The sequence below is a fragment of the Acinetobacter sp. YH12045 genome, assembly GCF_013419925.1.
GTDB lineage: Bacteria > Pseudomonadota > Gammaproteobacteria > Pseudomonadales > Moraxellaceae > Acinetobacter > Acinetobacter amyesii.
Genome location: NZ_VOZE01000005.1, coordinates 1 through 21,920, shown reverse-complemented (window position 1 = coordinate 21,920; position 21,920 = coordinate 1). Strand labels below are relative to the sequence as shown.

The 21,920-nt window shown below is 42.5% G+C and carries 17 protein-coding genes, 1 rRNA gene and 1 pseudogene; 7 read left to right on the top strand and 12 right to left on the bottom strand.

The genetic code is table 11. The annotated features are described in order from the left end of the window. Nucleotides 1–19 precede the first annotated feature (19 nt). From parC to FTU02_RS08100, 5 genes are all read right to left on the bottom strand, one after another. The gene (gene parC, locus FTU02_RS08120; RefSeq protein WP_180156669.1) at nucleotides 20–2,239 is read right to left on the bottom strand and encodes a DNA topoisomerase IV subunit A; all 2,220 of its coding nucleotides are present in this window, start codon (nucleotides 2,237–2,239) and stop codon (nucleotides 20–22) included. Nucleotides 2,240–2,402: 163 nt separating this feature from the next. Continuing rightward, on the bottom strand, nucleotides 2,403–3,722 hold the full coding sequence (locus FTU02_RS08115; RefSeq protein WP_180156667.1) for an MFS transporter: 1,320 nt from the start codon (nucleotides 3,720–3,722) through the stop codon (nucleotides 2,403–2,405). A 144-nt stretch (nucleotides 3,723–3,866) separates the two neighbouring features. Continuing rightward, nucleotides 3,867–4,511 (bottom strand): trimeric intracellular cation channel family protein, encoded by a 645-nt coding sequence (locus FTU02_RS08110; protein ID WP_078189475.1) that lies wholly within the window; start codon nucleotides 4,509–4,511, stop codon nucleotides 3,867–3,869. Between the two features lie 59 nt (nucleotides 4,512–4,570). Beyond that, the gene (locus FTU02_RS08105; protein WP_180156665.1) at nucleotides 4,571–5,038 is read right to left on the bottom strand and encodes a YchJ family protein; all 468 of its coding nucleotides are present in this window, start codon (nucleotides 5,036–5,038) and stop codon (nucleotides 4,571–4,573) included. Nucleotides 5,039–5,170: 132 nt separating this feature from the next. Then, a complete protein-coding gene (locus FTU02_RS08100; protein ID WP_180005207.1) occupies nucleotides 5,171–6,742 on the bottom strand; it encodes a TerC family protein in 1,572 nt (523 codons plus the stop codon). Between the two features lie 320 nt (nucleotides 6,743–7,062). Between FTU02_RS08100 and FTU02_RS08095 the strand changes: the two genes are divergently transcribed. Then, entirely contained in the window at nucleotides 7,063–7,683 is a 621-nt protein-coding gene (locus FTU02_RS08095; protein ID WP_078189478.1) for a TIGR00730 family Rossman fold protein, read from the top strand. Between the two features lie 85 nt (nucleotides 7,684–7,768). Here FTU02_RS08095 and FTU02_RS08090 read toward each other — a convergent pair whose 3' ends face one another. Both FTU02_RS08090 and FTU02_RS08085 read right to left on the bottom strand, forming a co-directional pair. Beyond that, on the bottom strand, nucleotides 7,769–8,734 hold the full coding sequence (locus tag FTU02_RS08090; protein ID WP_180156663.1) for a hypothetical protein: 966 nt from the start codon (nucleotides 8,732–8,734) through the stop codon (nucleotides 7,769–7,771). Nucleotides 8,735–8,890: 156 nt separating this feature from the next. Next, entirely contained in the window at nucleotides 8,891–9,028 is a 138-nt protein-coding gene (locus tag FTU02_RS08085; RefSeq protein WP_180008096.1) for a hypothetical protein, read from the bottom strand. Nucleotides 9,029–9,228: 200 nt separating this feature from the next. On the opposite strand from FTU02_RS08085, the gene mdtD reads away from it, so the two are divergent. From mdtD to FTU02_RS08055, 6 genes and pseudogenes are all read left to right on the top strand, one after another. After that, nucleotides 9,229–10,620 carry a multidrug transporter subunit MdtD gene (gene mdtD, locus FTU02_RS08080; protein WP_180156661.1) on the top strand — a complete coding sequence of 464 codons (1,392 nt, stop codon included), beginning with the start codon at nucleotides 9,229–9,231 and terminating at the stop codon, nucleotides 10,618–10,620. A gap of 77 nt (nucleotides 10,621–10,697) precedes the next feature. After that, a complete protein-coding gene (locus FTU02_RS08075) occupies nucleotides 10,698–11,483 on the top strand; it encodes a GH25 family lysozyme (RefSeq protein WP_180156659.1) in 786 nt (261 codons plus the stop codon). Between the two features lie 59 nt (nucleotides 11,484–11,542). Further along, nucleotides 11,543–12,557 (top strand): annotated as a pseudogene (locus FTU02_RS08070) (MBL fold metallo-hydrolase). 63 nt (nucleotides 12,558–12,620) lie between these two features. After that, nucleotides 12,621–13,676, top strand: a complete 1,056-nt coding sequence (dinB, locus tag FTU02_RS08065) for a DNA polymerase IV (protein WP_180156657.1) — start codon at nucleotides 12,621–12,623, stop codon at nucleotides 13,674–13,676. A gap of 235 nt (nucleotides 13,677–13,911) precedes the next feature. Further along, the gene (gene shiA / locus FTU02_RS08060; RefSeq protein WP_180156860.1) at nucleotides 13,912–15,228 is read left to right on the top strand and encodes a shikimate transporter; all 1,317 of its coding nucleotides are present in this window, start codon (nucleotides 13,912–13,914) and stop codon (nucleotides 15,226–15,228) included. A 29-nt stretch (nucleotides 15,229–15,257) separates the two neighbouring features. Beyond that, entirely contained in the window at nucleotides 15,258–15,614 is a 357-nt protein-coding gene (locus FTU02_RS08055; protein WP_180156655.1) for a RidA family protein, read from the top strand. A gap of 79 nt (nucleotides 15,615–15,693) precedes the next feature. Here the strand turns inward: FTU02_RS08055 and FTU02_RS08050 are convergent, their stop codons facing one another. The 5 genes from FTU02_RS08050 to rrf form a co-directional block, all read right to left on the bottom strand. Continuing rightward, nucleotides 15,694–16,236 carry a DUF2726 domain-containing protein gene (locus FTU02_RS08050; protein ID WP_078189487.1) on the bottom strand — a complete coding sequence of 181 codons (543 nt, stop codon included), beginning with the start codon at nucleotides 16,234–16,236 and terminating at the stop codon, nucleotides 15,694–15,696. A gap of 434 nt (nucleotides 16,237–16,670) precedes the next feature. Beyond that, on the bottom strand, nucleotides 16,671–19,082 hold the full coding sequence (locus FTU02_RS08045) for a YgiQ family radical SAM protein (RefSeq protein WP_180156653.1): 2,412 nt from the start codon (nucleotides 19,080–19,082) through the stop codon (nucleotides 16,671–16,673). 246 nt (nucleotides 19,083–19,328) lie between these two features. After that, nucleotides 19,329–20,141 (bottom strand): M48 family metallopeptidase, encoded by an 813-nt coding sequence (locus FTU02_RS08040; protein WP_180156651.1) that lies wholly within the window; start codon nucleotides 20,139–20,141, stop codon nucleotides 19,329–19,331. Between the two features lie 317 nt (nucleotides 20,142–20,458). Further along, nucleotides 20,459–21,658, bottom strand: coding sequence for an MFS transporter (locus FTU02_RS08035; protein ID WP_180156649.1), 1,200 nt, complete (start codon nucleotides 21,656–21,658; stop codon nucleotides 20,459–20,461). A 161-nt stretch (nucleotides 21,659–21,819) separates the two neighbouring features. Next, a 5S ribosomal RNA gene (rrf, locus tag FTU02_RS08030) occupies nucleotides 21,820–21,920 on the bottom strand; the annotation flags it as partial.

The following is a 21,920-nucleotide window of genomic DNA, read 5'->3' as shown; positions in this document are numbered from 1 at the left end:
CGTTCCATGGATGCTAGTATTATCTTTGAATGAACAGTTTATTTGCTTTTTGATATCCACGTGGTAACAACACGCCTTTCGATGCACGTTTACCCACATATTTTTGCAGATCGTCGCCTTTAAGCTTTAATTGTTGATTTCCTGCAAGCACTTGAATTATTTCATCTAAATTCAAAGTTGTCATGAATACTATTTGATCTTTTGCCTCAAGTTGTATCAATTTATTACCTTTACCCTTATTCAATACTGGTAATTCATCAAGTTCAACCAACAGCAAACGACCCGCAGAACTGAGGAGTGCAAGATGTGTTGCATTCTCAATCGCCGTTAAATTCATGACCGCCGCGCCTTCAGATAAACTAAGGAAGGCTTTACCCGCTTTTGCATTGGTATCGAGGTTTTTGGCTTGGGTTTTAAAGCCATAGCCTTTACTACTCATCGCCAAAACTTCTGTTTCATCTTCAGCAATAAACACTTGTTTAAAGCCGACCCCACTTGCAGGTGCAAGTTTAGAACTCAGAGGCTCACCTAAACCACGCGCAGATGGCAAGGTATTGATGCCCAAAGCATAGCTTCGACCGGCATCATCCAATACATAAACGCGTTGATTCGATTTACCTTGCGCATGGCTGAGATATTGGTCACCTGCACGGAAATTTAAGTTCTCAGCATCGACTTCATGACCTTTCGCCGAGCGAATCCAACCCGCTTCAGACAAAACGACAGTTACAGGATCTGCAGGAAGCATATCCTGTTCATTAATCGCATGGGCTTCTGCACGTTTCACAATTGGAGAACGGCGGTCATCACCAAATTTCTTCGCATCTTCTTTAAGTTCATTAATGATCAATGCTTTTAATGATTCAGGGTTCGCCAATTGTTCACGAATAATGGCTGCTTTGGCTTCCAATTCTTCTTGTTCACGGCGCATTTCCATTTCTTCAAGTTTTGCCAAATGACGTAACTTAAGTTCTAAAATCGCTTCGGCTTGAATTTCATCGATATTAAAATGCGTCATCAACACCGGTTTAGGCTGATCTTCTTCACGAATAATTCGAATCACTTCATCAATATTCAGATAGGCAATGATCAAGCCTGCAAGTATATGTAACCGTTTTTCAATTTTATTCAGATGATAAGTCAAACGACGTGTTACGGTATTTTTACGGATTTCGATCCATTCCAACAAAATACGGCGGATCGATTTCACTTGCGGACGACCATCGGCGCCAATCATGTTCATATTGACACGATAGCTCGACTCTAGATCGGTGGTTGCAAATAGATGACTCATCACCGATTCAGCATCAATACGGTTTGAGCGCAGGACAATCACTAAACGTGTTGGGTTTTTATGATCTGACTCATCACGTAAGTCCGTGACCAATGGCAACTTCTTCGCCTGCATTTGATCTGCAATCTGCGTGATCACTTTCGAACCTGAAACCTGATACGGCAGCTCCGTAATCACGATTTCATTTTTCTCAATACTGTACACCGCACGAGTTCGATAACTACCGCGACCCGTGGTTTGAATTTTGAGTAATTCTTCTGGAGAAGTAATAATTTCCGCACGTGTCGGCAAATCAGGTGCAGGAATATATTCTGCGACTTTTTCATCGGTTAAATTAGGATTGCGAATTAAGGCGATGGTACCCTTCACCACTTCACGTAAGTTGTGCGGTGGAATATCGGTTGCCATACCCACTGCAATACCCGTTGTGCCGTTGAGTAAAATATTTGGAACACGTGCCGGTAAATTCACTGGCTCTTTCATCGAACCATCAAAGTTATCCTGCCAATCACAAGTCCCTTGTCCTAACTCAGACAATAATAAATCACTATAAGCAGACAGTTTTGCTTCGGTATATCGCATTGCTGCGAAGGATTTCGGATCATCTGGTGAACCCCAGTTTCCCTGACCTTCAATAAATGGATAGCGATAACTAAACGGCTGCGCCATGAGTACCATGGCTTCATAACAAGCTGAGTCACCGTGAGGATGGTATTTACCCAGTACATCACCAACCGTACGTGCAGATTTTTTTGGCTTACCCGTTGGCTTTAACCCAAGCTCGCTCATCGCATAGACGATACGACGCTGAACGGGTTTTAGACCATCACTGATATGTGGCAATGCACGATCCATAATCACGTACATGGCGTAGTTGAGATATGCTTGTTCGGTAAATTCTGCTACGGAACGGTTTTCTGTCGCATGATGCGCAAGGCTTGTCATAACAACCTGTAATCCTAAATTGTTCGTTCTTTATTGGGTTCTTATGCTATGTCGCAGGTGTCCCCTATACAAGGGGATGATCTAACACTCTGCGACAAATTGTGTCTTATGGCGTAAAAATATCCATTTTATTCACCATGATCAACTAAAAATTCAACAGTCTTTATAGACCGATGGATTCTAAAGTTTTGCCCTTGGTTTCTTCACCTAAAACCAGAATCACCACGGCAACGGCAATTAAGACTGCAGTAAACATCATAAAGACATAGCTAAAACCATGATCCATATCCATCATATGTGTCACGGCAAAAGGTGCTGCAATGCCCCCGATCCGACCAATGGCACCCGCCCAGCCCGAACCAAAGGCACGAATATTGGCCGGGTATTGTTCTGGTGTATAGGTGTAAAGTACGCCCCAAGCACCGAGATTAAAGAAGGACATTAAACAGCCCCAGATCACGATCTCTGTCACACTGCCAGACTGACCGAAGAAATATGCCGAAATGGCACACATCCCAATGAAGCCCGCCAACGTAGCTTTACGACCTAATTTTTCGACCAACCATGCAGCTGCAATATAACCCGGTAATTGTGCCAAAATCATGACCAAAACATATTCAAAGGATTGAACAATGGTGTAGCCTTCTTTGACCAATAAGCTTGGTAACCATGTAAAAATACCGTAATAAGAAAAGACGATACCGAACCAAATGAGCCACAGCATTAAAGTACGACGTGCAAAAATGCCTGACCACAACTGTGAAAAACTGATGTCATGTTTTTCAGCAACCGGTTTGACCTCAAAAATTTCAACAACTTCTACACCACATTTGGCTTCAATCTTTTTCACCAATGCATGCGCTTCATCAAAACGTCCACGGTTGATTAAATAAGGCACCGATTCGGGCACCATTTTCCAAATCACGATTGCATATAACGCAGGAATACCGCCAATCAGGAACGCTGCATGCCAACCAAAATCCGGAATAATAAAGCGTGATACCAATGCAGCAACCAACCAGCCCAGCCCCCAAAAACTTTCTAGTAAGACAATAAAACGTCCACGTACATGCGCTGGAATATATTCACTGACCAAAGTCACCGCGACTGGGAGTTGTCCACCTAAACCTAGGCCGACAATAAAACGAAATACCAACAACCAAGTTAGATTAGGTGCAAATGCACATGCAGCGGTAGCTAAGCTATAAATTACCAATGTCCATGCAAAGATTGTTTTTCGACCGAAGCGATCTGCCAGTCCACCAGAAAACACCGCACCAATCGCCATCCCAACAAAACCAATCGAGACCACCCAACTTTTATCATTTGGCGTCATGGCCCAATCTTCAGCCATTTTCGCTAAGATGAAGGAAATGAGTCCCGTATCCATGGCATCAAACATCCAGCCAAGGCCAATAACCCAAAGTAAAGTGTAGTGAAACTTACCGATGGGTAAGCGTTGTATACGTGAGACTAAGTCCATAACAAGATCTCTGAACTGGTGGAAGGATGAACACTGCTTTCCCAACAGGATGTATGATTTTGCGTTTTTTAGTATAGATCCATGCAAAAGACCGACCATTGATCCGTCTTTTTAGCATTTTAATGTGATGTTATAGCAACGCGGCTATGACAAATCTTTTGAAGATACTGACTGATCATCATCATCTTTATAAATAAATTTAGGCATTTCTAAGCCAAAGTAAATGGCGATCAGACGTAAGGTGAAACCGAAAATGAGCGTCGCAATGACGGTCAATTCTAGCGATAAGCCAATCTCAATGCAGAGCCAATAACAAATCACGGACACAAAAGAAATACTGGCATAAAGTTCACGACGGAACACCAGTGGGACATCGTTACACAGGATGTCTCGTAAAATACCGCCAGAGACCCCAGTTAACACCCCTGCTACCGCAGAAACGACAAAACCATGTCCCATTTCTAAAGCGATTTGACAGCCAATAATGGTAAAACCAATGAGACCAAGGGCATCGAGAACCAAGAAGATATTACGAAGATGACGCATCCACTTTGCAATCAGGATGGTGACAAATGCAGCAAAGCAGGTCAGCATGAGATATTCTGGATGCTTAACCCAAGTCAGTGGATAGTGCCCAAGCAGCACATCACGAACCGAACCGCCCCCCAGTGCCGTGACACAGGCAATCAATGTTACCCCAAACCAGTCCATACTCCGCCGACCCGCAGACAATGCACCTGTCATTGCTTCTGCCGTAATTGCGATAATATAAATAACGGTAAGTAACATCGCCCTTCTTCCACTGAGGGTTGAGATGCGCGCTATTCTAAGCTAAATCTGCTCAAATGTTATAAAAATTGCGCACAACATTGTTTAAATTTTCGTCCAGAGCCACAAATACATGGTTGCTTCATGGTGATTTGCATCTCTGTGGTCGGATCAAGGAAATACCAGCGCTGCTCGAACTTCACAAAGTGTGAAATTTCATGATGTACCTGCGCTTGCTGCCCATCGTGATAATGGGCTTTAAATTCAACTCGAGCATGGTTTTTATCGAGTTTTTCTTGGGCTTGTACCACCTCAAGCTTTAACCACTGATTGGCCTGACTCCACGCTGCAATGGCACTCACATCCAAGGCTTGCTGCTGTCCAATTGCAGTTGTTTGTACAATATAATCAATCTCATGTTGTGCAAATGCACTATAACGTGATCGCATCAACTGCTCTGCGCTCTGTGCATTTTCACGCCCCGTATGTAAGGGCTGACAACAGCTACCATACTCACCTTTGCCACATGGACATTGGACTTGTGACATGTTTGTTTCCATAAAAAAAATAGCCTGACAATGCAGGCTATTTTAACGGATCTTTCCACACAATTTTCATCAGCAGTATGTTAATCAATATTGATCTATATAGATTAAGCTGAATGTTCTCTTGGCCTCAGCTTAATCTTCAGTTGGCATGGGAATGACATGCACTTTTTCGATCTTATGGCCATCCATTGTGACCACTTCAAAGATGTGTTCATCCGCTTTGAATTTTTCACCATTGGCTGGTAAACGGCCCAAATGAAATAAGATATATCCGGACAATGTCGAATACTGTTCAGCATCATCCACCAAGTCACGACCTAACAATAAAGACACATGACGAATGTCGGTTGAGCCATCGAGTAACAATGAACCATCATCGAGACTTTCTGCTGCCGTCTCTGGTTCATCTTCATCAGGGAACTCACCAGCAATCGCTTCTAAGACATCAATCGGTGTTGCAATCCCTTCAATTGAACCGTATTCGTTCAACACCAAAGCCATTTGCAACGGTGCTTGACGTAGCTGTTCCATCACCATCAAAACTTGAGCATTTTCATGCACCACCACAGGCTCACGGAGATGTTTTTCGAAATCGAGTACGCCTGTTTCAATATAGTCATTCATGACTTTATGAGTCAGTACCGCACCCGCAATATTGTCAAGCTCACCATGTGCCACAATTAAACGTGAATGCGTGGTACTGAGTAATTGAGCACGAATCGCCTCAGGTTCTTCATCTAAATCAATCCATTCCAGTTCAGGACGAGGTGTCATCACGGACTTTACTGGACGCTCAGATAAACCCAGTACCCCTTGTACCATGACACTGTGGTAAACCCCGTTGTCTTCATCAAAGACTTCATCAGCAAAAGCACGTGTTGCAAGCACATCTTCATTTTCATTTTGATTGTCTGCAACATTTTTCCCACCGAGCATACGCATCACTGCTGAGGCTGTGCGATAACGTAAGTCTGTGGTTGTCACCATTTTTTCCTGATTATGACGCATGGTTTGGTTCAAGAACTCAATCATGACAGAGAAACCAATGGCTGCGTATAAGTAGCCTTTTGGAATATGGAAACCAAAGCCTTCGACCAAGAGCGAGAAACCGATCATCATCAAGAAGCATAGGCACAGAATCACCACCGTTGGATGACGGTTCACGAAGTTCATCAGTGGTTTAGATGCCCACAGCATAATGCCGACAGCAATAATGACCGCAATCATCATGACAGAAAGGTGTTTCACCATCCCGACAGCGGTAATCACACTATCGAGCGAGAACACGGCATCGAGCACCACAATCTGCACAATCACCATCCAAAACGTCGCATGTACAGGATTTTCTTCCTTTAGCATGGGCTTGTTTTCAAGACGTTCACGCAGTTCCATGGTGCCTTTAAACAGTAAGAATACCCCACCAAACAGTAAAATTAGATCTCGACCGGAAAATGGATGGTCGAAAATATGGAACAGTGGGTTGGTTAGAGTCACCACCCATGCAATCGAGGCCAGTAAGACCAATCGCATACACAGTGCAAGCAATAAGCCGACAATCCGTGCAGTATTACGCTGTTCTGGAGGTAATTTTTCCGCAAGAATCGCAATAAAAACCAGGTTATCGATACCTAAAACAATCTCAAGCACCACCAGTGTCAATAAACCCACCCATGCAGATGGGTCGGACATCCATTCAAAGATCATAATTGTATCTCCTGAATGTTATTCACACGTGGATCATACTGAATTGAAGATGATATGCATTGGACATGCGCAAACGCTTTTAATAGCGTTCTTTCTAATATTTTAATGTGTGCTGAGTGACAACAACCACTACCCATGACGGTTCTTTAGCTTGAAATGAAGTTTTAAGTATAGCAAGTTAAGGTAAAAATTCACCCTTTTTTACCAAAGTACAATCTCTGTATGGAAGAATTTAAACCCAGTGATGACATTAAATTGTCATATTTAGCTGCCAATGTAGTGTCATAAAAAATAACATGCTAAGGTAAAATTAAAACGTAATGAATAGCGGATTAAAAATGACAGAAAAACGTGGTAATCCTTCTCCTGCTACAACACAACCTTTAATCGCACTGTATTGCGGCTCCCGCTCTGGTAACAATCCAATTTATCAAGAAAAAGCCATCGCTTTGGCGCAAGGCTTGGCTGAACATGGTTTTGGTCTGGTCTATGGTGGCGCCAGTATTGGTCTGATGGGTCAAGTCGCTGACGCTGTGGTCGAACATGGCGGCGAAGCCGTAGGTGTGATTCCTGAGTTTATGTTGGATTATGAAATTGCACATAATCATTTGACTGAACTACACGTCGTGCGCAGTATGCATGAGCGTAAAGCCATGATGGCAGAACGTGCAAGTGCCTTTGTTGCTCTGCCCGGTGGTCTCGGTACATTCGAAGAAATTTTAGAAATCGCCACTTGGGGACAGTTGAATCAACACCAAAAACCGATGATGCTTTATAACGTCAATGGCTTCTATGATGCACTGATTGCACAATTAGACCATGCGGTCGCTGAAGGTTTCTTGCCGCCGCAGCATCGTGCCAAACTGATCGTATGTAATTCTTCGAAGCAGATCTTTAGTGCACTAAAAAATTTAGATTGCCCAAAAAATTTCGTGGTCTAACTGTATTTTAGATGTCAAAAAGGGGAATAAATCATTCCCCTTTTTTATTGCTCGATGTCCTAATTCAAATCGAGATCGTGTCGACTTAACCTGACACCATACGATAGAACCATGGCAATGTTGTCGCTAAGAAAATACTCATCAACAAACCAAGCATCAATTTCATCGCATCTTTGCTGACATTTCGTGAAGTTCGATATTTATTCACTTCATGTAAATGCATGGACATGGCAAATTCACGTCCTGCGAGTAAACCCAAGAACACCCAAGTGGTACTCATTGGAATATTACTCCACTCTTTGAACACCAATAAAATCAAGGCATACATAAAGTCGATAATGGTTGCCGAGCGGATATCAGCCACACCCGTTTTGGTGTCGATAATGCCCTGAATCGCCCCACCACGTTGGTACAAAATGATCCCAAGCAGTACGATAAATACCACAATTGCAAAAATCAGGAACTCCAGCGGCACCTGACGAGGGACGTAGACAAAAATATTGGCCAAATCCTGAATCAGCCACTGACTCCATAAAAATGCAGTCGAAACCCACTGTAGTCCAATCCAAATATTCGAGGGTGTTTCATCACGTGTTTTACTGAAATAAACCGAAATGCCTTTAATCACAAAACGGTAAATAATAATCGCGACAACAAAAGCAACCGCGTAACCCATCATCGACTTGGTTAACATCGACCCGAGACTACTCGGAGAGAAAATCGTCAACACTAAGAATGTGGTACTGACTGGAATACCGTAGCGAGTCAAAATGATCAGTAAGATCGGTGGCACAATATAGAGCCACGTTACCCCTTCTGCGGGAAATGGAATCGTTTCTAAACGACCATAAGATGCATCCCCCACGCCAGAACTGTACCAACCATAAACCAATACAATGGCTAGAATACTGCTGACATAGATCCACAACAGCCACCAAGGGCGATGCGCATTGGATGAAATAAAGGTTCCCAATGTCTGTGGCACATCATTACCGACAATAGAATAGGCCGCGAGACAGAAGCCTATGACCATCAGAATTTCGATTGTCATGAAAACAAAACACCTTTGCCATAAAGAAAAAGCCCTCCAATAAATGAAGGACTTGAGCGCATTATGACAGTTTATCTGGCGTTCATACAATTTTGTGCCGTGCTTTTCTCGACATTAAAATAAAAATTTTAGATAAAACAACAATTTAAAATTAAATTATTTCAATTTAATCTGATAAACCGCAGTGCTACCGTTCACTTCATTTCCAACCACCAACAAAGGTTGGGCATTGGGCGAATCTTTGGCCGCAATAAAAATCAGACCTTCAGGTCCCACATCGCCTTGTTTAACCATATCAGTACCGAAACTTGTAGTTTCATGTTTTCATTCGTCTTTTATTAAAATATGACCAATTTATAAACATTAGGTTGCATAGAGATGAAACTCTCATTGCATTTTTCTTGCAATTTTTTGGCTCAATTATGCAAAGCTTTTACTACATCCAAATGGCAATATTCATTTAAACTGTTTAAAAATCTCAGCTTTATTGACTTATGAATAGCACGCCAACGCATCAGGCTTTACAACCCGAATTTAGACTTCTAGTGCTATTGGTCTCTATTGGCTTTTTTATGCAAGGCCTGGATACGACCATCGTCAATACCGCAATCCCAGCGATGGCGAGAAGTCTAGGTGAAGACCCACTTCAAATGCATAGTGTGGTCGTGGCCTATGTCTTGTCTGTCGCAGCATGTATTCCCTTAAGTGGTTGGTTGGCCGATCGTTTTGGTGTACGAAATACCTATTTCACAGCCATCATTATTTTTACGTTAGCATCGCTGGGCTGCGGCATGGCCAATAGCCTGAATGAGCTGCTGGTTTATCGGGTAATTCAGGGCATAGGTGGCGCATTACTGCTACCTGTTGGGCGTTTGGCGATGCTTAAAGTGATTCCTCGGACACAGTTTTTATCGGCCATGAGTCTAATGAGCCTTGCTGGTTTAATGGGGCCCTTAATTGGTCCTACCCTTGGCGGTTGGATGGTGGAAGTCGCAACATGGCATTGGATATTTTTAATAAACATTCCAATGGGACTGCTAGGGGTACTTATTACCTTTAAAGCCATGCCCAATGTGACCGAACCGAGCGTAAAACGATTCGACTTTATGGGTTTTTTCTTATTGGTCGTCGCCATGGTGGGTTTATCATTAGGCATTGAAAACTTTGCCAGCCCGCATCTGCCGCTATGGTGGAGCCTGCTTTTGGTCGCTGCGGGGATCATCGCTAGTTTGATCTATGCCTTTCATGCACATACCCACGCCAATGCGCTGTTTCGCAGTAAATTATTTCAAAATCGGATCTATGCTATCGGTATTATCGGCAACTTCTTTGCCCGCCTTGGCGGCAATGCCATGCCATTTTTGATTCCCTTAATGCTACAAGTGGCTTTTGGCTTTGAGCCCTTTATCACAGGGTTATTGATGATACCGACGGTACTCGGCTCATTGGCATCTAAACCGATTATTCGTCAAATTATTCAACGCTTTGGCTATCGTAAAGTGTTATTGGTAAATACCTTCTTGGTCGGCGCCTGTATTTGCAGTTTTGCACTCTCTACGGCTGAAACCCCCACTTGGTTACGTGCCTTACACTTTTTCATTTTTGGTATTTTAAACTCGCTGCAATTCGTTTCGATGAATACCTTAACCCTCAAAGATTTACCCCAACAAGATGCCAGCAGTGGCAACAGTTTCTTGTCGATGATTATGATGGTGTCGATGAGTATCGGTGTGGCTTTGGCAGGGACTTTAGTCAACGTATTTACGGCCTATTATGGTCCTGCACAAATCGAAACGGCATTCCATAGCACCTTGATTTTACTCAGCTGCATTAACCTGATTACCGCAGCGATTTTTTGGCAGATTCCTAAACATGTGGATGTCTAAACCTGTGTCATCGGGCAAATCTATGACAGATCAGCCCTTAAAGGGTTATGATAAAATGGATACTTGGATACATTTTCATGCCTAAAAAAGCCAAATCACGTACCTCTAAAAGTTCACTCAAAAAATACAGCCCGATTATTGCACTCAGCGCTATCAGCGGCGTCTTGGCGGTGGCTGGATTAGGTTATTCAGCCGTGATGCCACATCGCCCTGCATCTGCAGAAGAATATCCCGTAAAAGGCTTTGATGTTTCCCATCATCAAAAAGATATTCAATGGTCAAAAATTTCACCAAAAAAATACCAATTCGTTTATCTCAAAGCCACAGAAGGTGGTGATTTTAAAGATCGGAAATTTCAAGATAACTGGTTACAAGCACGGGAAAACGGCTTTTTAGTTGGGGCCTATCATTTTTACCGTCTGTGCCGTGATGGCAAGATTCAGGCGGAAAATTTTATTGCTTCCGTGCCGAAAAAAGCCGATGCCCTTCCTCCCGTGATTGATTTGGAATATGACACCAACTGCATTAACACCTACAGCAAAGAGCAGTTACTCAAAGAAATCAGCTATATGCATGATCGCTTGCACCGCCATTATGGCAAACAACCGATTTTTTATACTTCGAAGTCTTTTTATAATATTGTCTTAGCTGGCGAGTTTAAACAGACGCCGCTGTGGGTCCGCGAATATAAAGGCCCACCCGATCTAAAAAACAATCCGAAATGGCTGATTTGGCAACATACTAATCAAGGAAAAATTCAAGGCATCTCGACCACCGTCGATTTAAATGTATTTTCAGGTGATGCCAATGCATGGACTGATTTTTTAGGCAAAAATGGCGTTTCCCCGATCAAACCCCGTTGATTTATTCACCGACTCAGGACAACATCGAAGCAAATAATCCATGAAAACTGAGTCGCAGGATGCGTATTTTAAAAATTTTTCTTATTATATTTTCAGTCTTTATAGTCCTCGCCATCGGGATGTTGGCTTATATGGTCCAACCTTCGGGGACCTTGGCAGCGTTTAAAACGTGGCATTATCAACATCCCACACAAAGCACTACAGATACTCACTCAGCGGCACCCTATCACGTAAAATTCTTTGGTGTTTCGACCTTACTGTTTGACGATGGCCAAGAGCAAATCCTCATCGATGGCTTCTTTAGTCGGCCATCGCTCAGTCGAACTATATTCACTCAAATCCAAAATGATCAGCCTTTATTACACAGCTATATCGACCAATACGACTTAAAACGCACTCGAGCTATTTTCGTGACTCATTCACATTATGATCATGCGCTCGATATTCCAATGTTGGCCCACCAGCTCCCCAAGGCCATGATTGTCGGCTCTAAAAGCACCTTAAATATCGCACGGGCAATGCCAATCGCTGAATCACAATTGCACGAAGTTCAAGCTTGGCAGCCGATGCAAATCGGTAAATTCACCATTACTGCGATCCCTTCACAGCATACTCCGCCAACGGCTGTTAATGATGATTTGGGGGAAGAAATTTCGCAGCCACTACAACTCCCTGCACATTTTAGCCAGTTTAAAGAAGGTGGATCATATGATTTATCTCATTCAATATGGGCCGCATTATAGTTTGGTCAAAGCCAGTACAGGTGCTGTGCCCAAACAATTGCAAAAACTAAAAGTCGATACTTTATTTCTAGGCATCGCCCAACTTTCCAAGCAAACGGCAGCGTTTCAACAGCAATATTTCAAAGAAACCTTAGCGACTCTTCAACCCAGCACCGTGATTCCAATTCATTGGGATAATTTTTTCAAACCACTGAATCCAGAGCTCGAATTTTTGCCCCGTTTTGCCGATGACACCCCTCAAAGCCTAAATCTTTTGATACAGTCGGCAGCAGCTCAAAACACCAAGGTGGTTTTAATCAGTCAACCTGTGTCGTTTGAGTTAAAAAATTGAGGAAAGCGTTGGATTGACTGTGCGATACTGACATTCAATTTTCAGGCACTGATCTAACTAGGCATGAGGAAAATCATACATATCGACATGGATGCATTCTTTGCATCAGTAGAGCTGCGGGAACGTCCAGAACTCAAGCAGCTTCCTGTTGTTGTGTCTTCACATCACCCTCGTGCAGTCATCTGTGCCGCATCCTATCCTGCACGTGAGTTTGGTTTACGTTCTGCAATGTCGATGGCACAGGCCCGTAAACTCTGCCCACAGGTCGTGGTGATCGAACCGAATTTTGAAAAATATCGTGCCGTTTCGGCGCAAATTCATACCATTTTTCAACGCTATACGTCGCTGATTGAGCCACTATCCTTAGACGAAGCTTATTTGGACGTCACAGTAAATTTACAACACATTCCGAGCGCCACCGAAGTCGCTATGCGAATTCAGGCAGAGATTTTACAAAGCACTGGTTTAACTGCCTCCGCAGGTGTCGCGCCCAATAAATTTTTGGCTAAAGTCGCTTCTGATTGGAACAAACCCAATGGCATTTGTATTATCAAACCTTCACAAGTTCTGCATTTCATCCATGACTTGGCACTGAAAAAAATACCCGGTGTGGGAAAAGTGACTCAAGAAAAATTAAAAGCTATGCAACTCAATACATTGGGGGATTTACAACAAATTGAAGAAGCCGTTCTGATTCATCATTTCGGTAAATATGGCCGACAACTCTATCTGTATGCACAAGGGATTGATGAACGACCGGTTCAATCTAGCCGTGAACGTCAGCAAATTTCCAAAGAAACCACTTTTGATGATGATCTCACCCTGAGCCAATGTCAGCCCTATTGGCCCAAACTGATTGACCAAGTTTGGTCTAGTTTAGAAAAAAAGCAGTTAAGCGCGCGCGGTGTATCGGCCAAATTAAAACTGAAGAATTTCCAAGTGCTACAGCACAGTAAAAGTTTTAAAACGTCACTGAATCATCGTGAAGACCTTGCGCAGGTATTGCAGCAATTACTGCATGAAATGCATATTTCTGAGGACGATCAATTTCGTCTGATTGGCGTAGGTGTCTATCAATTAAGTGCGCAAAACCAAGAAGCACAACTTTCGCTGCTCTAAAAACTTCAAGAAGATCGTATTTGCTTAAGATTTAGGCAGAAGAACAAAATTAAAGCAATTTGCTATTCACAAAGCCTAAAATTAGAGTACTCTATCAGCGCACTACATTATCCGTGTATGCGCTGAGATGCTGAAAATCACCTTTACTTTCAGCATGCTGTCCTGTGATTGGCGTGACGATCAAATCCGAATATTACAGGGCAACTCTGTTGTCAATCATGGAATACCCCGCTGTATGCCTTCTGCAAAATCTGCTCTAAACCCTCAAAATATTTCACAAAATCAAGAACAACGCGCTCGTAAAGCCGCATTAAGTAGCTTCATTGGTGCCGTAGTCGATTGGTACGATTTTTTACTTTATGGCATTGTTGCCGCACTCATTTTCAAAGATCAGTTTTTCCCCAGTATTGGCAACAATATGGGCACACTTGCTGCTTTAGCGACCTTTGGCGTTGGCTTCTTGTTCCGCCCCTTAGGCGGCATTGTGTTTGGACATTTTGGTGACAAGCTGGGTCGTAAGAAAATGTTGGTGCTCACCGTCATCCTGATGGGGATTTCGACGGTCGGCATTGGTTTATTACCCAATTTTGCGGCCATCGGTTGGTGGGCCCCGATCCTGCTCGTGACACTTCGGGCAATACAAGGTTTTGCGGTCGGTGGAGAATGGGGCGGCGCTGCCCTGATGGCCGTGGAAAATGCCCCGAAAGGCAAAAAAGCCTTTTACAGTAGTGGTGTACAAATTGGCTATGGCGTCGGACTCGTTCTGGCAACAGGCGCTGTGTCTTTGATTATTGCCACTTTGGGTGAAGATGCTTTTGCTGATTGGGCGTGGCGAATTCCCTTTATTGCCAGTATTGTCTTGCTGGCTATCGCAATGTGGATCCGACGTGATCAAGACGAATCTCAAGAATTTGTCGACCATGTGGTCAAAGCTCAACAAACGCCACAAAAATTACCGATTCTGCAAGCGATTAGCCAACACCCCAAAGCCTTTTTCTACATTATTGCGCTGCGCTTGACCGAGTTACTCACCATGTATTTGGTGACGAACTTTGCACTGAATTATTCCACCGCTCAATTGGGCATGGACAAACAGTTCTTCCTCAATATCACCTTAATGGTTGGTGCCATTAGCTGCTTCAGCATTCCGCTCTTTGCGTGGCTAGCAGATCGATTTGATCATCGTAAAATGTGCGTATTGGGTGGCTTAATTGGTGCGCTTTCGGCCTTTCCTTTCTTCATGGCCCTTGATGCACAAAATACTTGGCTGATTATTATCGGTGCAATTTTCCTTGCCAATATTGCCCATGATATGGTGGTGAGTGTACACCAACCGATTTTCACCTCCCTGTTTGGTACCGCCTATCGCTACAGTGGCGCAGGTGTCGGCTATCAAGTGGCTAGCATTATCGGTGGTGGCTTTACCCCAATGATTGCAGCAGCTTTGGTAATTTGGGGTGATGGTTCATGGCATTATGTGGCAATCTACCTTGCTGTCGGCTGTTTATTGACGGCCTTAGTTGCAGCTACGATGCCTAAAACTCAAGATTAAGTGCTCTTTTTGCTTTCAGGATATTCCGCATGACCATCCAACGCCTGCATGTTTCAAAACGCTTTTCCGAAATCGCTATTTCAGGTCAATTGATCCATTTGGCAGGTCAATTGGCAACAGACCTTGATTTAGACATCAAAGGACAAACACAGCAAACATTTGAGCTTATTGATCAGTTCCTTGCAGATGCCGGTACAGATAAAAGCCAGATTATGTCAGTGACCATTTATCTTAAAGATATTGAACAGGATTATGCCGCATTCAATGAGGTATGGGATACGTGGGTTTCAGATATTGAAGCATTACCCAGAACTTGTGTTGAAGCCAAATTATACGACCCGCGTGTACGGGTAGAATTAACCGTCGTAGCCGTTAAGCCTGAATAACCATTAAGCCCGGACAGCGATAAAAAAGCATGTCTGAAGACATGCTTTTTTTTTGCAAAAACTTTTGCTCTTTGAATCCCTAAGATCCAATAATTTTGATCTTTTTACGTTCCAAATCTGAATATAAATGATATTTTTTCAGATCATTAACCGGCACAAATGGCGCTTGTACACGCTGCTCATTTAAGAAATCTTCGCGTAATTGAACGTACTCAGGCACATCATCATAACGAATGACACGATAGCCTGCCAAAGCGAGCAAAGCATCTTGATATTGCGACTGCTGCATCCGTTTTAGCACCATTGGATCATCTAAAGCTACGATCGCCAAGATCTGATGCTGTTCATCTAGGACGACAAAGTCCGCCACCATATTTCGATACTTATTCCGCGTACGATAGTATTTCGTGGTCAACAGTGCATCAAAAGACACGTGCGCAAGGATCGTATGCTTAGGCAAAATTTCTTTTAAACGCGTGTAGGTTAATTGCTCATTAATGTTGAAAATAGCACGTTGTTTCAATGCGCTATCTTGTTGCTTAGAATCACCTTCTAAACTTTTCCAAGCCATTATGAGCACACAGAAGAGTAAAATACTCCCTATTACTATGTATATAGTCATCTCATAATCCTTTATATTTCTTATATTTTTGGTTTTTGACATACTTCTTATGAAGACGAAGTATACAACCAGTATTATTTTTTTAATTTCCTATTAAAAAAAATAACTCTAACTTTCACACAATACGTATTTAAACTGACAAAAAGTTGCAAACTTAAAGCGTCAAACATCACATGCCACTTCGTTCAGAGTAATAGCATCCATTGCTATATACAGATACTTTAGATCATTCGCTAAAACGACAGCAAGTGCATTTCCTCTCACTGTCAGACTATTCCGATAAGCTGTCAAATTTTGCTCGTATTTCATTGAGGTAACCGACACACATATGGCATTGAGCTTGTAACAGCATATAAAAATGCAAATTGTCTGATGCTGCCGAGCATAACACCCATAAAAAAAGACACCGAAGTGTCTTTTTTTATCTATCCATTTTAAGCGCGTGATTTAGACTTCGATTTTCCTTTGGGTTTCGGACCGCCAAAAGGTTTTTTCGCATCACCCGTTTCACGCGGCGGCAGACCAGTATGCTGCGTCAAGATTTGACCGCGCTCAGGACGCTTCTTGGTATTTGAAGGACGCGATTGAGCAGCCTTCGTCCGATTACCTTGTTCACCTGTACGTTTTTGTGAATCACCCGCAATGCTTGAGTTCTTTTTACGTGCAGATTGGTATTGACCCTCAGCACTGCCAGCCGGTTGATACGTCGGAATCAAATGCTGTTTTGAGTTCCCTATCAGATCCTGACGCCCCATTTCTTTAAGCGCTTCACGTAGCAACGGCCAGTTGTTTGGATCATGGTAGCGCAAGAAGGCTTTATGTAAACGGCGGCGTTTTTCACCTTTCACGATATCGACATTTTCGGTATAACGCGCCACTTTAGCCAGCGGGTTTTTACCGGTGTAATACATGGTGGTTGCAGTCGCCATTGGTGATGGATAGAAGGTTTGTACCTGATCGGCACGGAAACCATTCTTCTTCAGCCAAATCGCCAAGTTCATCATGTCATAGTCCGTCGTACCCGGATGCGCTGCAATAAAGTAAGGAATGAGATACTGCTCTTTCCCTGCTTCCTTACTGAAACGATCAAACATTTGTTTGAAACGGTCATAGGTCCCGATCCCCGGCTTCATCATCTTCGACAATGGGCCTTTTTCGGTATGTTCTGGCGCAATCTTCAGGTAACCGCCGACATGATGTGTCACCAATTCTTTGACATATTCTGGGTTTAACACTGCAAGGTCATAGCGTAAACCAGAACCGATCAGAATCTTTTTAATCCCCGGCAATGAACGCGCTTTACGGTATAACTGGGTTAAAGGCGCATGATCGGTATGTAAGTTTTGACATACACCCGGGAATACACACGACGGCTTACGACAGTTCTTTTCAATCTCAGGATCTTTACATGCCAAACGGTACATATTGGCCGTTGGTCCGCCTAAGTCAGAAATGATCCCGGTAAAGCCCGGTGCTGTATCACGAATTTTTTCAACTTCACGCAAAATCGATTCTTCAGAACGGTTTTGGATGATACGCCCTTCATGCTCTGTAATTGAGCAGAAGGTACAGCCGCCAAAACAGCCGCGCATAATGTTCACAGAGAACTTAATCATGTCAAAGGCAGGAAAACGCGCTTCACCATACGCAGGATGTGGCAGACGTGCATAGGGTAAATCAAACACGTAGTCCATCTCTTCCGTCGTCAATGGAATCGGTGGTGGATTTAACCAGACATCACGTTCACCATGCTTTTGCACCATCGCGCGCGCATTGCCCGGATTGGTTTCCAAATGCAAAATACGGTTGGCATGTGCATACAGCACAGGATCATTCGCCACATCTTCATAGGCAGGCAAACGAATCACCGCCAATTCACGCGGCGGCAATTTATGCTTAATGGCTTTTGATGCAGGTTGCAGCTGCACGATTTGCGTGTCGGCGTCTAAATTATCGCCTTCACGAACAATCGGATTTGCTACCGCCTCTTTTTGGAAGCCCTGATATTGCGTAACGCTGTCTTTGCCTTTCTCGATTTCACAGCCTTCAAGGTCTTCAGTCATCACGTACGGGTTAATGATCGGATCGACACGGCCAATCGCATCGACATCATTTGATGCGATTTCAACAAACTTCGCTTTTGAAGCCCGGTTATTTTTATTCACAATAAATGCAGTACCGCGGACATCCGTAATCTCTTGGATTTTTTCACCGCGAGCCAAACGATGCATGATTTCCGTGATTGAACGTTCACCATTACCATACATCAATAGATCGGCTTTCGAGTCCATCAATACTGAACGGCGGACTTTGTCTGACCAATAATCATAATGTGCAATACGGCGCAGCGAGGCTTCAATACCGCCCAATAATACAGGCACATCTGGATAAGCTTCACGCACACGTTGGCAATATACCGTTGCTGCACGGTCTGGACGTTTATTCGGTTGATTATCCGGAGAATATGCATCATCCGAACGGATTTTACGGTCAGCTGTATAACGGTTGATCATCGAATCCATGTTGCCGGCAGTCACGCCCCAAGCAATATTCGGTTTACCTAATACACGGAAGGCTTCTACATTGGTCCAGTCTGGCTGAGCAATAATCCCGACACGGAAGCCTTGCGCTTCAAGGGTACGGCCGATGATCCCTGAACAGAATGATGGGTGATCGATATACGCATCGCCACAAACCAAAATAAAGTCGCAGCTGTCCCAACCGAGTTGATCCATTTCTTCGCGTGACATCGGCAAAAATGGCGCAGGGTCAAAACAAGACGCCCAATATTTGTCGTAATCAAACAACGCTTTTGGCGCAGTCTGCATAGTATAAGCAGTAGACATGGCTAGCAATTCTCGGCTGGCAGATGGAATGATCTGAAAAAAGATCAAAGAAGATGAAAGCCGATCATTTTACCATGAATTCCATTCATCATGCTTGATTATAATTTATACAATAGCTACAGAATCATTGAATTGTTTTATATAGACATCAGATGTAATAGTGCTGTAGCACAACTATAAAACAAGATTTAAATAAATCACTTGTAACTTTGCTTTAGTTTAAATCAACCTAGAATGTGCCATGAGTTATCGCATTTTATTCAACATTAAAGCCTGCGCCTGTTGAAATTTGATGTGCATTTCAGGTAAATATTTTTCAATATAAATCTTACGCTTATCTATATTGTCTTGAGTCATCAATGGTTTTACATCAAGCATTTGACGGCGTGTCGTTTCCTGCTGATATTTTTGCCAAAAACTCAATGCTGCATTTTGATCAAAGCCTGCTTTCGACATCAGATCAAGTGCGAGAACATCAGCTTCTAGTTCAAATTTTGAAACTTTAGGCAGAAAAACCACTTGCCCAGTCACACTACTGGCAGCCGTTGCAAGCGCGCCGATACCCGCAGTTGAAGAAATCATCGCCACCTGACTTGCAAACAGCAAAGAAATCTTTTCACGATGATGATCACGTAATGCATGTGCCATTTCATGCGCCATCACAAATGCCAATTCATCTTCAGTCAGCTTTAAACTCCAATACAAACCCGTGTTAATGACAATTTTCCCACTCGGGAAACCATGTGCATTTAAATCTTTATTGAGATTCCCACTGACTTGCCAATCCCATTGACTCGAACCATGGCGGTAAAACTCCGCATTTTGCTTAAGTTTATTTAAAATTTGATCCAATTTCGGATCTATGATCAAAAGTTGCTTGTTTTTCGCTTGATGAATAAATTGTTGATAGGTTCTATCTGCCTGTTTAGTTAATAACTTTTGAGGAACGATAAAAAACTGTTTACGCTCTGCACCTGCTGTCCCTAAATTCGTGGTATTTGCATAAGCTGAGATTAAGATAAAAACCAAAGCCATCATTAAAATAGTTATATTTCTCATAATCACCTTCAGTTTAAAACCAATGATGATCTATATATAATTCCAACTAAAAATAAATGAAAAAAAAATACGAAAAATACATATAAATGATAAATATCAAAAACTTGAAAATATATTATATTTTAAAAAATGATAACCAAAAATATTTTATTTATTATATTTTGATGCGTTTCATTATTATGAGGCACCTTTTAAAAGAAATATTAGACCAAAGTTGTATAATCATAAAAATAGTAAATTCAGCCATTTTTATAGTGTTATTTATATTAAAAAATAGATGTAAAACGAATATTAAATAATAGCTTATTCACATATTCCTATTTTAATTTATTCAATTTTATTGCTAAAAATAAACCGATCATCAAAATAACAGCAATAAAGCTCGTCAACCCCATCCAACCAGACATTTCCCAAACTAAACCACTACTACTACCCAAGATACTAGAACCTAAATAGTAGCAAAATAAATACAGCGATGAACCTACGGCACGGTACTGCAGAGATTGAACCGAAACCCAACTACTCGCAGTGGAATGCGTTGCAAAAAAAGCGAAAGTGAATATAATCAGCCCCAAAATGACTGACCAAAATGCCGGAATGAGCATAATCAACAGTCCCAACAACATCATGATCAGCATCGCAGGTAAAACTTTTGCCCGTCCAAAGCGTTTTCCCCAACTTGCAGCACGAGGTGAACTATATATTCCTGCCAAATATGCTATGGAGATTAGCCCAATCCAAGTTTGAGAAAGTTGATAAGGTTCTTCTAATAGGTGGTAGCTCATATAATTAAATATAGAGACAAAACATCCCATGAGGATAAAACCTTGAAGGAATAAGATTCTAAGCTTAGGATCTGCTAAATTTTTAACGAAAGATTCATAAAATCGGTTGAAACGAATAGGATAAGCTTGAAAATGTTGAGATGCCGGAAGTAATAAAAAGAACGCTGTGGCTATACAGAGGTTAACCATACCGATAATCATCATGGCATTTTGCCAACTGATATAATCAATCAATACCCCAGCAATGAGACGCCCACCCATTCCGCCAATTGCGGTACCTGAAATATACAGGCCCATTGCAAAGCCTATATCTTTTTGCGCAATTTCTTCACCTATATAAGTCATTGCAACAGCAGCAACACCGCTAACACTTAATCCGATCAACACTCGATTCAGTAAAAATATTTCCCAAAGTGGAAATATAGAACTGATAATTGAAAGTGATGCTGCCAAAAATAAAGCGGTGACCATCACAGGCTTACGACCGAATCGATCTGAAATCAAACCAGTGAACAGCAGCCCTACCGCTAAGGCAATGGTTGAAAAAGATAATGGAAAGCTGCTATGTGTCGGACTGACATGAAAGAAATCCGCAAAGATGGGCATCATCGGTTGTACACAATACAACGATGAAAAAATTGCGAAACCTGCTAAAAATAAAGAAAATAAAATGGCAAGAAATGGCCGTGTGCCATATTCAATATATGGAGAATTTGAGGCTAAATCAGACATGAGCTTTCCATCAATGACGAGGATAGTATACGCCTTTCTGCCTTTAATTTAAAAATCACATAAAAATGAATGAAGAATTCTTTATTTTCTCCCCCTTCCCTCCCTTTTTCCCGACATAAAAAAACACCCCCTGATATATCAGGGGGTGTTTTCGAATAATGAGCTGGCGATGACTTACTCTCACATGGGTAACCCCACACTACCATCAGCGCTAAGAGGTTTCACTTCTGAGTTCGGGAAGGGATCAGGTGGTTCACTCTTG